General features: G+C 34.9%; 6 protein-coding genes. 5 read left to right on the top strand and 1 reads right to left on the bottom strand.

The annotated features are described in order from the left end of the window. Positions 1–2: 2 nt before the first annotated feature. Complete coding sequence (locus VOI54_RS11220) at positions 3–1064, bottom strand: hypothetical protein (protein WP_326282882.1); 1062 nt, start codon at positions 1062–1064, stop codon at positions 3–5. 123 nt (positions 1065–1187) lie between these two features. Between VOI54_RS11220 and VOI54_RS11215 the strand changes: the two genes are divergently transcribed. The 5 genes from VOI54_RS11215 (at position 1188) to VOI54_RS11195 (ending at position 16076) form a co-directional block, all read left to right on the top strand. Next, positions 1188–2084 (top strand): ABC transporter ATP-binding protein, encoded by an 897-nt coding sequence (locus tag VOI54_RS11215; RefSeq protein WP_326282881.1) that lies wholly within the window; start codon positions 1188–1190, stop codon positions 2082–2084. Positions 2085–2104: 20 nt separating this feature from the next. Next, positions 2105–2929 carry an ABC transporter permease gene (locus VOI54_RS11210; RefSeq protein ID WP_326282880.1) on the top strand — a complete coding sequence of 275 codons (825 nt, stop codon included), beginning with the start codon at positions 2105–2107 and terminating at the stop codon, positions 2927–2929. Between the two features lie 27 nt (positions 2930–2956). Further along, positions 2957–5665 carry an FIDD domain-containing protein gene (locus VOI54_RS11205; protein WP_326282879.1) on the top strand — a complete coding sequence of 903 codons (2709 nt, stop codon included), beginning with the start codon at positions 2957–2959 and terminating at the stop codon, positions 5663–5665. 190 nt (positions 5666–5855) lie between these two features. Then, the gene (locus VOI54_RS11200) at positions 5856–10754 is read left to right on the top strand and encodes an FIDD domain-containing protein (RefSeq protein WP_326282878.1); all 4899 of its coding nucleotides are present in this window, start codon (positions 5856–5858) and stop codon (positions 10752–10754) included. Between the two features lie 147 nt (positions 10755–10901). Continuing rightward, a complete protein-coding gene (locus VOI54_RS11195; RefSeq protein WP_326282877.1) occupies positions 10902–16076 on the top strand; it encodes an FIDD domain-containing protein in 5175 nt (1724 codons plus the stop codon). The last annotated feature ends 51 nt before the right edge of the window (positions 16077–16127 follow it).

The raw sequence follows: 16127 nt of genomic DNA, 5'->3' as shown, positions 1-16127 counted from the left end.
TTTCACTTTAAATTTTCAATATTTACATTTTCATAATTACGCATTAAAAATTCTAAAGCATGTTTTAGAATTTGCCCCATACTTTTACTGCGCTTAAAGTTAACATCGTGCGTGTAATTAAAAATAGTCATTTTTAATAATTCCACATGTTCCTTTTTTGAAATCACATCAGCCTCCATACAATCTATTAATTTAATAACCCTATCATTAAAACTCTTTAAACGTTTTACCAAAATAGAACGCTCCTCTGTTTTATATTGGTCTATAGATAGTTTTTGGATACTCTTAGATACCAATTGAACCATTTCATAATTTTCTTTAAAAAATTGAGGCCTGTAAATATTAAACTTACCCTCATAACTTTGTTGATCAAAATCTATAGCTCTGATTTTGTATACAACTTTATCAAAGTCATGAGTAGGTACAATAACATAATTATAAGATCTCATATCCCCTAAAAGCCGTATCATACAACGCTCATTAAACTTAACAAACTCTTTGGCTATCTGAGCCTTTTCAGGTTTGCTACAATTTGGTAACATATTTTTAATAAATTCATCCCCAGGAATACCAACAATATGTTCTTCTATAAGTGTGTTTTTATACACCAAAAAATTCAAATTATGTGGTGACAACATGTGTTCTAATTCCAAACCATAAATTCTGGAGGCATCTGCCGTTTTGATATAGAAATAGGTTGAGTTATCATTTAAAATGTTTCTGATTTTTATTCTGAAAGGTTTGGAATTCCCAAAAGTGCAATAATCAATGGCATCTACACTTAAAAAGGGTAAAATATTTTCGTTCCCGTCAGAATGAAAAATAGCATATACTTTCTTTAAAGATAATTCTATTTCTTCTCGCTCAAACTCATTATAATACACCCTGATCCATAATGTATCATTTTCGTCTTTGTCATATACCACAATAGAACCCTGAAAGCGTAACAAGTCATCATAAAATATAGGAATCTTTATATTCCTGTTATATTCAGACAGGTAATTGTGCAACTTTAATGTAATAGGATAAGATGGCTTTCTCTTTGATATTTTTAAATCTTGCATAGGTTCAATTCTTATCCAAATTTAACGCTTTTATTACTAAAGCTGTAACAAAAACCAATCACTCTCGTCATACCTTCATAACTAACCTATGCTATTTTTATAATAGTATTAAAACTCTATAGCTTGGAACCTATACTTACAATTAACAATCTTACTAAAAAATTTGGATACCTAACTGCTGTTAAAGATCTGTCTTTTACCATAAATAAAGGAAACGTTTATGGCATTTTAGGCCCTAACGGTAGCGGAAAATCTACAACCTTAGGCATAGTTTTAAATGTTGTTAATAAAACAGAGGGGGATTTTCAATGGTTTGATGGTAATATAAGTACCCATGATGCCCTAAAAAAGGTAGGAGCTATTATTGAACGTCCAAACTTCTATCCTTATATGACCGCAACACAAAACTTAAAGTTGGTCTGTAAAATTAAGGGGGTAGATTTTAGCAACATAGATGAAAAGCTTGAAATTGTTGGATTACTGGAAAGGAAAGACAGCAAATTCAAAACATATTCCCTAGGGATGAAGCAACGGTTAGCTATAGCCTCTGCCCTGTTAAATAATCCGGAAATATTGATTCTTGACGAGCCTACCAACGGATTAGACCCTCAAGGAATTCATCAAATCAGAGAAATTATTAAACAAATAGCATCTAAAGGCACTACCATTTTGTTAGCCTCACATTTATTGGATGAAGTTGAAAAGGTTTGCTCTCATGTTGTAGTGCTAAGAAAAGGCGTAAAGTTATATTCAGGAAGAGTAGATGAGATGATTTCAAGCCATGGTTTTTTTGAATTAAGATCGAATCAGGAACCTGAATTAATTCAATTATTAGAACACCATAAGTCCTTTGGTAAAATCAAGGTACAAGACCATTTAGTAACAGCATTCTTGAATGAACCCATGAAATCTGAAGATTTTAACAAGCACCTCTTTAAAAACAATATTATTCTCACACATTTAGTACAACGTAAAGAAAGTTTAGAAGAACAATTCTTACAACTAACTGACAATAACTAACTCGATCAAAACCCATCCTAATGTTAAGACTTTTAAACTTAGAACTACAAAAGCTTTTACTTAATCGGACAAGCAAAATATTAATATTTGTATCCTTTATTTTACCCTTTTTTGTCATACTATTGTCTTCATTAAAGATCAATGTATTTGGTTTTTTCACATTAGAATTAGGTGAATTGGGAATTTTTAATTTTCCGGTTATTTGGCATTTAACTACCTTTTTTGCCTCACAATTTAAATTTTTCTTTGCTATTGTGGTAGTAAGTATGATAGGAAATGAATACAGTAACAAAACCATAAAACAAAACCTCATTGATGGCCTAAGTAAAAAGGAATTTATATTATCAAAATTCTATACCATCGTATTCTTTTCTTTGGCATCTACAGTATTAATAAGCTTAATTTCATTCTGTATAGGCTTATATTATTCCAGTTATACCGAAGCTTCTATCATTTTTAGAGAGACAGAATTTCTCCTTGCCTATTTTGTAAAATTAACGGCATTCTTTAGTTTATGTTTATTTTTTGGTATGCTGGTAAAACGATCAGCATTTGCCTTAGCCTTTCTTTTTATTCTGTATATTTTAGAATGGATAATATTTGGGCTTATTACCTGGAAGTTTAATGCTGACATCGCTGAAAAGATTCAAAATTTCTTTCCACTAAAATCTATGTATAAACTTATTGATCAACCCTTTCAGCGTATTGCTATGAGCAAATTCCCCGATAAAGCAAATTTAGCTTATGACTATGGGGCCCATGGCTATGAAATCATAATTGTACTATGCTGGACGGCTTTATTTATATTTTTATCGTACAGACTATTAAAAAAGCGTGATTTATAATATCTTTGATAGCCTTGCTATAAAAAGATGAAAAAACTCGTAATTTTAGTTTTATACTTAATTTACTTAAATACTGGTGCCCAAAATCAGGCTGCTAATTGGTATTTTGGATTTAATAGTGGGCTACAATTCAATTCAACCAGTGATACTGTTACTCCTCTTAATAATGGTAGGCTAAACACTATTGAAGGGTGTGCTTCTATATCTGATGATACCGGGAATTTGTTATTCTATACGGACGGGATAACTGTATGGAATAAAAACCATACTGTAATGACTAATGGATTTGGTTTATTAGGCGATCCATCAAGTACGCAATCAGCTATCATTGTACCAAAACCAGCTGATGATAATATCTTTTATATTTTTACAGTAGACGATTATACTTTTCAACAAGAACATTACGGATTAAACTATTCTGTTGTAGACCTAACATTAGACGGAGGTTTAGGGGCTATAACCAGTAAAAACATTAATCTTTTAGCAGATTGCTCAGAAAAAATAGCTGCAGTAGTTAAAGATTGTATTAGTGAATCTATTTGGGTGCTTTCATTTGCTTCTGAAAATGGAGACATAAACGTTTTTGATACCTTTCACGCCTTTGAAGTTAATGAAACCGGAGTTGTTTCAAACGCTGTTAAATCTCCTTTTTCAAATAGTGTGTTTGATCAAAGAGGGTATTTAAAACTATCGCCTAATGGAAAAAGAATGGCTTGTGCCAACGCTACTGATGGCTTATTTTTATATGATTTTGATCCTGGAACTGGCACAGTAAGCAACCCTTTTAAGATTAATATTCCTGGACCTAACAATATACCCTACGGTATTGAGTTTTCGCCGGACAATAAATTGCTCTACGTACATTCATCAAATGATTTCTTTGATTCCCAAAACCCGGAAGAAAATAATATTCCTTCAAATCACAAATCAAAATTAACCCAATACAACCTTACAGCTTCAAATATTAATGCATCAGCAATAGTCATTGATAATAGGGAATTATATAGAGGTGCTTTACAATTAGGGCCTAATGGAAAAATCTATAGAGCTCTAAGTATAACCTACTTACAAGGCTCATCTTTTCTTGGAGTAATAAATAACCCCAACCAAATTGGATTGGGCTGTAACTATACTCATAATGCCATAGATTTATCTCCAAAATTGTCATCACAAGGTTTACCTCCTTTTATTTCATCTTTTTTTAATACAAAAATTGATATTATTAAAAATGGAAGTAGTAATAGGAATTTAGCATTATGTGACGGAGACACCTATTTCCTTTCTGCTGACAAAATAACCGGAGCAACCTACACCTGGACGAAAGATAAAGTAACTCTGGGAGAGACCAGTCATGAATTGGAAATCACTGAGCCCGGATATTATCAACTTTATATTAATCCAAATAACGGTGATTGTGCTATTGAAGGAGAAGCCATAGTTCAATATAATAAAAACCCTAATGCCGTTGATTATACACTATTACAATGTGACGATGATGGTATTTATGACGGTATAACCATATTCAATTTAAACGAGGCACTTATTGAGCTAAGTGGAGGAGCATTAGGTACTTCTGCTGAATTTTATCGCAATATTGAAAGAACGGATGAAATAAATGGCGAGTCCTTTCAAAATACTGAAAACCCTCAAACTATCTATGCCAAAATCATTGATGACCTTACTAATTGTTATAGTTTTTCTGAGCTGACTCTAAGAGTAAGTGTAACGGATTCAAAAGATGCTTTCCTGATAAGTTGTGATGATGATGGTACTGAAGATGGGTTTTATGAATTCAATCTCAAGAATGCAAGTAGCCAAATAGTTGAAGGTTTACCAAACGGCTTGGATATATCTTATTTTGAAACTTATAATGACGCATTGACAGAAAAAAACAATCTAGGAGATTATTTTACAAATACAACACCATATAACCAGACTATTTATGCTCGTGTTGAAAATGCAAATAATTGCTATGGTATTAGCGAAATTGCACTAACGGTAAACAAATTACCAGATATCGTAACTGAAGATTTAAAATATTACTGCATAAATAACTTCCCTGTCCCAATCACTATAGACTCCGGAGTATTAAATGGTGTTCCCAGCGACTACAACTATAAATGGTCAGACGGACAAGATACCTACGAAATTGAAGTAAATAAATCTGGTAAATATATTGTGACGGCAACCAATACTTTTGGCTGCTCTAAAATAAGAACCGTTACAATAGAGAACTCAGGCCCCGCAATGTTTGAAAACATACAAATTCATGACGCTTCAGAAAACAATACAATTACTGTACTGGTTTCAGGGGAAGGTATTTATCAATACAGATTAGTCAATAATTCCAGTAATATAACAACACCTTATCAGGATAGTACTATTTTTGAAAATGTATTTCCCGGATTTTATACCGTTTTCGTAAAAGATATAAAAAATGATTGCGGGGTAGTTAGTAATACGGTATCTGTTATTGGGTTTCCAAAATTCTTTACGCCTAACGGTGACGGATATCATGATACCTGGCAAGTTTACGGTGTATCTAATGCCTTTCAACCCAATACTAAAATTCTAATTTTTAACAGGTTTGGTAAATTAATCAAGGAACTTAGCCCATTGGAAGAAGGTTGGAACGGGCGATTAAACGGACTAAAATTGCCCAGTGATGATTACTGGTTTTCAGTAACTCTGCAAGATGGGCGGGTTTTTAAAGGACATTTTTCATTGATAAACTAAAGCTCAAGAACTGATTAAATCGTTTTTAGCCGATATTTTTTGTGTTTCATCCAAATAATATCTAATTTTCGTTTAAAATAGTCCTTATGTTAAGGATTGTTTTTTTGCCTATAAACCAAACTGATAAACCTACAGAACGATGAGATTCGTTTGCTTCATTATATTCACTTTATTTTGCTGTGATAACCTTGTGTTTTCTCAACAAATTTCAATAGATGATTCTGTTGACTTACCGTCTTTAATACAGGATAACCTTGTAGATGGCTGTGTTGACATTAGTAATATCAGTTCTCCTGTTAATGGTAATTCCAGTGGTTTTTCAAGCTATGCCTATTTTGAAAGAAATGGATCAAATTTCCCATTTGAAAGAGGGATAATGCTATCAACCGGAGGAGCTACTTCCGGAGGAAATGCGTTAACCACCCCAACTCTTAGTGAAGGCTCTAATACCTGGGGTTCAGATCCTGACCTGGAAGCTGCCTTAGGGTCTTCCAACAGTTATGTTAATGCCACAGCTATAGAATTTGATTTTATATCCATATCAAACCAGTTTCAGTTTAATTATTTATTAGCTTCAGAAGAGTATTTTGGCATTAATCCATGTCAATTTTCTGATGGTTTTGTATTTCTAATAAAAGAAGCCGGAACTGCGGATCCTTATCAGAATATTGCCATTGTACCGGGCACCACTACCCCTGTAAATACAAATACCATTCATGACGAAATTTTTGGAGTATGTGCTGCCCAAAATGAACAGTATTTTGATGGTTATAATATAGGAGACACCAACTATAATGGTAGAACAACGGTTTTATCGGCTTCCGGAACCATACAACCCAATGTGACGTATCATATAAAATTGATTATAGCTGATCAAACAGACGGCACTTTTGATTCTGCCGTTTTTATTGAAGGTGATAGTTTTAGGGTTTTAGATCTAGGTCCGGATATTTCAACATGTGCCGGTTCCGTTGACCTCAATGCAAATATCCAAAATAACCTGGCTTCCTATGCCTGGTATAGAAACAACAGTTTAATTACAGGAGCTACAAGCCCAACTTACACCGCTGTACAGGATGGTACATACAAAGTAGAGGTTTCGGTTCCCGTTAATGGAACAAATTGTGTTGAAGATGATGAAATTACAGTAATACTCAATACAGAAGAACCCATGGCTCCCATATCAGACTATGAATTATGTGATAATCCCGGAGGAAATATATTTGACCTAACTACAAAAGACTCAGAACTTATTCCTAATATTCCATTTTCCCCTCCTTATGATTATAGCTATCATTATTCAGATGCAGAAGCCCGAAGCAATACCAACCCAATAACTACACCAATAAATAACCCTTCAAGTCCGTTACCCATCTTTGTTAGAGTTCAGGATTTAGACAGTAATTGTTTTGCTTATACCAGTTTCAATCTGGTGGTTAACCCTATTCCAAATATAACCCCACCAACAACATTAGATGTTTGTGATGGCGATGATAACCCTGACGGTTTTGCTATAATTGACCTAACGCAAAAAAATGATGAAATAACCGGAGGAGACACTAGCCTTTTTGTAACCTATCACGATAATGCGCTTGATGTTACAACAGGCAATAACCCGCTACCCTCCCCTTATATAAATTCACGTTCAAGAACAGATTTCGTATATGTCAGAGTTGTCAATACCAATACAGGTTGTGTAAACGCAAGTACAATCCTAAATATTAATATTGATATCAGCCCTCAAGTAAGTAGTGATACCCAATACCTCAATGCCTGTGATAATGATTTAGATGGCAATGCTTTTTTTGATCTAACAGAAGTCGTAGTCCCCATTCTTAATGGTTTAACGGGGGTTTCAACAACCTTTCATATTAGCTATAATGATGCCGTAAATAATGAAAACCCAATTGCAGATGAAACTAACTATGAATATACTAATGCTGTCCAGGAGCCGGGTTCAGCAACTCTCTATTTAAGAATTGAAGATGATGTTACAGGATGTGCTTCTGTGGCTCCTTTTGAAATACATACCAACCTGTTATTAACAGGAACTGATACCGGCGATTTTGCATTATGCGATAATGATGAAAACAGTACTAATGCTTTAAATTTTAACTTAAATACTGTAGAAAATTCCATTGCCAATGATTTGGACACGGTAAATGGTTTGCCAAACCCTATAAACGTAACCTTTTACGAATCAGAGGAAGATAGAACCAACGGGATCATCCTTGATAAGTCCCAACCTTTTTCAACAACCAGCCCCAGAACATTATATATACGTATAGACGATGGTGAATGTGTGGAAGATACTGAAGTGACTTTACTAATAAACCCAATACTATTATTCCCTAATACAACAATACCTTACTGTGATGATGATGATGATGGTATAACAAGCATTGATCTGGAATCTCTGGATGAAACCATAACCGGCGGTAATCCTAACTTTACTGTAACTTATTTTGATAATGATGCGGATGCTACTATTAATAATACATCTAACCAATTACCCCGATTTTATGCCAATACAACTCCTGTAGAAACGCTTTATGCCCGTATTACCAGTAACGGTGCCCAAAGTTGTTCTACTGTTAATGAGTTCAAAATTGAGGTCCTTACTGCTCCAACAACAACCATTCCTCCAGATATTATTATATGTGATAATTATGATGGAACCGCTGACGGATTTGCCATTGTAAACCTAAACAATCAAATAAGCAACATTGTTACCAGTACAGCAGGCCTTGATATTGATTTCTTTACATCATTTGATGATGCAGATAATAAAACCAATGAAATTCCGGAAACTGAAAGAAATGCTTATAATACTAACACCCAAACTATTTATGTTCGGGTTGAAGACATTGCAAGCGGAACAGGCTGTTATGCTATAGTTCCTTTTGAAACCATTATCAATACAGAACCTGTTTTTCCAGACATAAGTAACTTTCAAATTTGTGAACCTTCCGGAGTCAGTGTTGCCGATTTCATTTTAGCTGATAAAGATGCCGAAATACTAGACGGACAAACAGGCAAAGAAGTCTATTATTTTGTTGATGAACCTGATGCACTTAACGGAAACTTATTAAACGCCATTGATAAAAACAATATCTATCAAAACATATCAAGCCCGCAAACCATCTATGTTCGGGTTGAAAATATTACTGATGCTTCCTGTTATGGTACCACATCATTTATTTTACAGGTTTCTCCTGATCCCATTTATAATGCTTTTGATGATTATCTAATATGTGATGATGATAGCAACGATGGTAAACATGAATTCAATTTAGATGAAAAAGCCAATGAAATAAGACAAGGATTAACCGGTGATGTTTTAAACATCTCATTTCACCGAACATTTGATAACGCTGATAATAATGACAACCCGTTACCTACTTCATATACCAATGCTACAAACCCGCAAACCATTTATATCAGGATAGAAAGCTCAGATTCACAATGTCATGTCGTAGAAGAACTGGGTATAAATATTATTGCTACACCTGATGTTACTGAGGTTTCAGCCCCATTAACAGCATGTTCCCCGGACTATTCAGGAATTGGCACTTTCAATTTGGAAACTGCTGATTTTCAGATCTTAGATCGGGTACAAAGCAACCTGATTACCAATTATTTTGAAAGTCTATCTGATATTAATCAAGATGACGGGCTAGACAATTCAAATGAAATCACAACGCCTTCTTCTTTTATCTCAGACAATAAAACAGTCTATATAAAAGTAGCTAATACATTAACCAGATGCTTTACCATTATCCCTCTGGAACTTGTAGTAAATTTACCGCCACCACTAAATACTGTTGGTACGATTCCTATTTGTGATAATGACACTGATACCTTTGATCTGACATCAGTAAACAATAGGATTGTAGATGATACTTCTTTAGTAAATATTTCATACCATTCAAGTCCTGCTAATGCCGAAGATAACATTGCTCCTTTAAACCCTATATTTAACTATACTGCTTCTAATCATGTATTTTATGTCAGAGTTTCAGATATTAACACGGGATGCCATATTACAAGTTCATTCAACCTACAAATAAATCCAAATCCAATTGCAAATACGCCTCCGGGGTTATTTTACTGTGATAATAACACTGATGAAACAGATACCCTTGAGTTTAACCTAACTGAAAATGATAATATTATTCTGGGTACTCAAGCACCTAGCCAGTACACGTTAACCTATTATACAACTGTTGAGAATGCCAGGGATGTACAAAGCCCATTAAATAATCTATATGAAGGCAGTGATGGAGAAATAATATTTGTTCGTATAGAAGACAATGACACAGGTTGTTATAGTATCACTCAATTTGCTCTTAATATAAAACCACTTCCCAAAATTCCTATTGAAGAAACTGTTCCATTATGTAATAATGAACCCATAGGTATAAATGTGGAAACAGGGTTCCCCGGAGATACTTATCAGTGGTCTACCGGTGAAACAACACCTGCCATTATAATACAACCATCTGACTTAATTACAGGATCTTTGGATCTATGGATCACAATAACAAGACCTTATATTTCTGGCAATTGCGCTAACACACATCATTTTAAAGTTATAGCATCAGAAGAGGCTGAGATAGACTTCACTTCAACCGTAGATTTTAGTGACCCTAATAGCATAACCGTAGAGATTAACCAAAACAGAATAGGTCGTTATGTTTATGTTTTAGATGATGGAGCTCCCCAAACATCAAATATATTTGAAAATGTAACTTTTGGCAGTCACACGGTCACGGTTAGAGACATAAATGGTTGTATGGATGTTTCAAAAAATGTTTTTGTCTTTGATATCCCGAAATTTTTTACTCCAAATAATGATGCCGTATATGATACATGGCATCTTGTTGATGCGGCTCAATTACCGGGAACCGTAATCTACATTTATAACAGATATGGAAAGTTACTAAAGACCTTACCTCACAATTCAGCAGGTTGGGATGGTACTTATAACGGTCAAAACATGCCATCGGATGATTATTGGTATCTGGCAAAAATTGTTCAAAATGGCAATGAGTTTGATATTAGAGGTCACTTTGCACTAAAACGATAAAAACAACACATTTTAGCAGTTTTTTTTATCATTTTAGCAAAAAAGCAGTAAACCTTTTATCTTTTGTTAAGTCTAATATGCGTAAAATGTATATTTTTAGTTTTTATATATCCTAAATAGACTAATTCAAGACCACTAATTATTAAAATGCGTGTTTCCATCCGTTTAAGACCATTACTTTTTATATGTTTTACCTTTATCTGGTATGCGTCCTTTGCTCAATTGAGTAAAACACACTATATCCCACCACTAACTAATGCAGAAATAGGTAATGCTAATCCGGAAGATCAATATATTTATATTTCAACGCCAAGCAATGTTAATGTAGGATACACTATAATTCCGGTTGGACAACCCATTACAATCACAGGAGTTGTGTCTAATACAAACCCACAAGTAGAACCTATTGGATTTGGAAACGGACAACTCTTTATGGCTTCTAATCAAACCAGCCAGGTTACTAATGACAAAGGATATATTATCGAAGCTGAAGCTCCCATTTATGTATCCATTAGAATGAATGCCGGAGGCGCCCAGGCCGGTGCTTTAGTAAGTAAAGGAATATCTGCGTTGGGAACCATATTTAGAGTAGGTTCTTTTACCAATGAGAACCCACAAATCAATTACCTGAATTTTGTCTCTGTGATGGCCTCCGAAGATAATACCCAGGTTGATTTTAGCAATCTCCCTACCGGACTTATTATAAAAAACTATACGGGAACCACTCCTATTTCAGTCACTCTAAATAAAGGAGAAAGCTATACCATTGCAACCAATAGTTTTGACACACCAATTAACAGAGATGGTTTAATAGGTAGTTTGGTTCTGTCAAATAAGCCGATAGCTGTTAACTGTGGCTCAACAAATGGTAGTTTTCATAACGGAGGTGGAAGAGATTATGGTATTGATCAAATTGCTGACCTCTCAAAAGTAGGCCGGGAATATATTTTTGTAAAAGGAGGAGGAAGTAATGATTGGGAAAATGTACTCATTGTAGGGCATACGGATAACACCTCCATAAGTATTAATGGAAATGCACCTGTTGCCACTATCAATGCCGGTGAATATCATCTTATTGAAGGCAATGCCTATAACTCAAATGGCAATATGTATGTAGAAACTTCTGAAGATGTTTTTGCTTATCAGGGTGTTGGTGCTAATAATAGTGAAGCTAATCAAGGTATGTTTTTTGTTCCGCCATTGAGTTGTGAAACCAGAGGAAACATTGATAATATAGCTAATATAGATCGTGTAGGAAACATTCTTTATTCAGGAGGGGTCACTATAGTTACAAAAGTGGGTGCTAATGTTACAATTAATAATTTACCGCTTACCAGTTTTTCAACCATTGGCCCTAGTACAGTAAGTGGTAATCCTAATTATATAACTTATAAAATTAACGGCTTAACAGGCCATGTCTCTGTACAGGGGGATGACGAACTATATGTAGCCTATTTTAATGAAAATAATGCCGCTACCTCTGGTAGTTTTTATTCCGGATTTCCCTCTGCTCCTGAAATTAATTTTGATGCTCAATTTGCTACTTTAGGTAATTGTATTCCTAATGTCACACTTGAGGCGGCAAATGCACAAAATTTTGATAGTTATGAATGGTTTTATGATAATGGATCAGGGTTCCAATTATTAGCTTCTAATGTGCCCTCAATTACACCAACTATTCCTGCTAGATACAAATTAGTAGGGATAATTACCTGTACGCTGGACCGACTGGAATCTGCAATAATACCTGTTAGTATTTGCCCTGATGATACGGATAATGATGGTATTATTGATAATATTGATATTGATAACGACAATGATGGTATTTTAAATTGTACGGAATCAAAGGGAGATGCAATCATTGATTTATCTGTAATTGACCCATTAGGAGGTAGTAACACACATGAAATAACTTTTCAGGACAGCTCTACAAATGCAGCTTTAATTTCTGGTAATTATACTCAAAGTAGCAGCTCTGGAGGCACCAATACATTTTCCGGAACCAGCCAAGGAAGTTTTACCAGTACAGTTGTTCCGGCCACAGATGGTGAAGGGAAATACAACCTCAATTTCTCACAATCTTCGAATATAAAACTTGAAGAAGAAACAGTTACTCCACATACTATTACTGCAGACGAATACTTTATTGTGAGTGTTTTTCCTGCAAATAAAAACATTACCCTTATTGACCCAGACAACCGGTTATTAGTAGATTCAAATTTTGACGGTATATTTGAAACCGGGGTCAATATGATCTCCGGTTCTGAAATCAGGTTCAGAGTAAACCCATCCCCTTCAGGAAATACACCATATCAGTTTTTGGCGAATCAAATAGATGGATTTACATTTACCCATAAACTGGCCAATACTACGGACACATCCACTTTTAACGGTATCATTTCTCTTACCTGCTTTGAAAATGATAATGATTCAGATGGTATTAAAGATGAACTCGATTTAGATAGTGATAATGATGGTATTCCGGATTTTATAGAAAATCAAGGCGCTTTGGTGATACTGTCTGGTATAGATGCCGACTTAAATGGGCTTGATGATGTGTATGATATTACAAACCTTCCAATTGACACGGATAATGATGGGGTATTAGATTTTTACGACCTGGATAGTGATAATGATGGTATTTTTGATATAAATGAAGCAGATCCAATGTTTAGTGTCTTATCAGACACAGGCACCTTAGGTACTGATGATGGTCCTGTTTTTGGTGTCAACGGCTGGACAGACCGGGCTGAAACAGCTCCTGACAGTAATCTTATAAACTATACACCAGATGATACAGACAATGATGGTATCTTCTCATATTTAGATTTAGATAGTGACGGTGACGGTTGTAATGATGTCATTGAAGCCGGCTTTACTGATTTAAATGGCAATGGGCTGTTAGGAAACACACCAACACCCGTTGATGTAGATCCTAATGGTTTGGTTACAGGTGCTGGTGCTACAGATGGTTATACCGTGCTACCAAACAATAACTTTATAATTATTGCTCCAATTACCATAACTACACAACCAGCAGACACCCCGGTTTGCGAAGCTTCTGGCGCTATAATTTCAGTTGAATCCCCTGAAGCAGAAACCTATCAATGGGAATTAAGTACAGATGGAATAAATTGGTCTGTATTATCTGATGATGCAACTTACTCCGGGGCAACTTCTCAATATTTAACCATTAATAATGTTCCTTTATCATTTAACGGATATCTATATCGTGTAAAACTAGACCGCACAGGTAATAGTTGTGGTATCTATTCAGATAATGCTCAATTAACTATTAATCCATTGCCTATTGTAAATTCTCCTGTAACATTAATACAGTGTGATGATGATGATCTAACTACTTTAGGTTATAGTCCTTTCAATCTAACTGAAGCCAATAATGAAATATCCTCTAATGCTGCTAACGAAACTTTCACCTATTTTTTAACACAGGCAGCAGCCATTTCAGGAGACATAATAAGTTCTGACTACATCAGTGATCCGACTACTTTTATTAACAGGACCGTAAGTTCTGATATGGTTTGGGCCAGAATTGAATCATCATTTGGCTGTGCCTCCGTATCAGAAATTCAGCTCAATGTTTCAACCACAATAATACCTTCTACGTTTTTAGCAACATTTAATCAATGTGATGATTTTTTAGATATTGATGGCAATGATACTGCTAATAATGATAACCGAGATGGGATAGCTACTTTTGATTTCAGTAGTGTGACATCTGACATTTTAAATATACTTCCAGGTCAAAATTTACTGCCAAAATATTACAGAAATGAAGCAGATGCTCTGGCTGAAAAAAATGAGATCACTAATATTTCTAATTATAGAAACATTGGATATCCCGGATCACAGTTCATATACGTAAGAATAGACAGTGATATAACCAATGACTGTTTAGGTTTAGGAGCTCATGTTTTACTTAATGTGGAAGCATTGCCTATAGCTAACCCGGTAACTATAGCTGCACAATGTGATCATGACACCAGTGATTCTGTTATAAATCATCCCTTTGACACCTCTCAAATTGAAACGACAATTTTAGGAGGTCAAAACCCGGCAGATGTTACTATTACCTATTTTGATGAGCATGGAGATCCGCTACCAAGCCCTTTACCAAATCCATTCCTGACAGAAAGCCAGGATATTACGGTTGTGGTTACAAACAACGTTACCTCTGCTCCTGATGGTCCTTGTTCCGACCCTACGGTGATAAGTTTTGTAGTGAACCAACAACCTATAATTGCTAATTCCATTTCTATTCAGGAAGTCTGTGATGGTGATGCGGGTGATACTGACAACGACGGTTTTTATCCATTTGACACCTCAACTTTCACCAGTACTATTTTAGGCTCTCAAATGGGAACCATGGACATCTTTTACAGTTATACTGATGAAGATGGCAATCCTGTTACCGAAAGTCAAACGTTACCAGGTATACTCAATTCCAAAGATCAGATTATACAAGTTGAAGTTAGAAACCCTAAAAACCTGACTTGTATTGCTAATACCTCCATAGAGTTAAAAGTAAATCCATTACCAGAATTTACCATTGAAACGCCCAGAATAGTATGTTCATCAGATCCAACATTCTCAATAGTTCTGGATCCGGATGAAACCAACATAACTGAATCTTTTGATTATGAGTGGTTATGGACAAGTTTAGACGGAACTATTACAGATCAATTTGAATCTGCTGACTCGGAAATAACAGTATCAAAACCGGGAACATATACCGTAACGCTTACAAAAAAAGATGGCACAGGTTGTTCAAGAACAAATACGGTTTTTGTTGATGCTTCAGAATTAGCAAATATTACTCATGATGACGTAACTATTGTGGATTTAAAAGAAACGAATTCTGTAACCATAGATCCCAGTAACCTGGGGCAAGGAGAATATGAGTATGCTTTAAAAGGAGAAGATTCTAATTTTATTATATACCAGGATGAACCATTTTTTAACAATGTAGCCCCTGGGTTTTACACCATCTTTGTGAAAGACAAAATCTGTGGTGTAGCTTCTCTGGACATCTCCGTTATTGGGCATGCCAAATATTTCACTCCTAATGGAGATGGTTATAACGACTATTGGAAAATAAAAGGTTTAAGTGAACATGTACAGCCCAATAGTGTTATTTTAATATATGATCGCTATGGAAAACTCTTAAAGCAATTACAAGTGCAATCAGAAGGTTGGGACGGCACATTCAATGGTACAAGAATGCCTTCAGATGATTATTGGTTTAGGGTTGTGCTTGAAGACGGTAGAACATTTTCCGGACATTTCGCATTAAAAAGGTAGGTTAAATTTTTCAATACTTAAATTTCTAATCCCATCAACTTTAACTAATTT

Origin of the sequence: Alterotamlana spongicola (genome assembly GCF_035818475.1) — a bacterium.
Lineage (GTDB): Bacteria > Bacteroidota > Bacteroidia > Flavobacteriales > Flavobacteriaceae > Cognatitamlana.
The sequence above is the reverse complement of the archived record's forward strand: the minus strand, read 5'-3'. Positions and strand labels throughout refer to the sequence as shown.

Bases quoted from the DNA above. Each gene is read 5' to 3' on its own strand.
- VOI54_RS11220 (WP_326282882.1), bottom strand. From the start codon at position 1,064: ATGCAAGATTTAAAAATATCAAAGAGAAAGCCATCTTATCCTATTACA.
- VOI54_RS11210 (WP_326282880.1), top strand. From the start codon at position 2,105: ATGTTAAGACTTTTAAACTTAGAACTACAAAAGCTTTTACTTAATCGG.
- VOI54_RS11205 (WP_326282879.1), top strand. From the start codon at position 2,957: ATGAAAAAACTCGTAATTTTAGTTTTATACTTAATTTACTTAAATACT.
- VOI54_RS11195 (WP_326282877.1), top strand. From the start codon at position 10,902: ATGCGTGTTTCCATCCGTTTAAGACCATTACTTTTTATATGTTTTACC.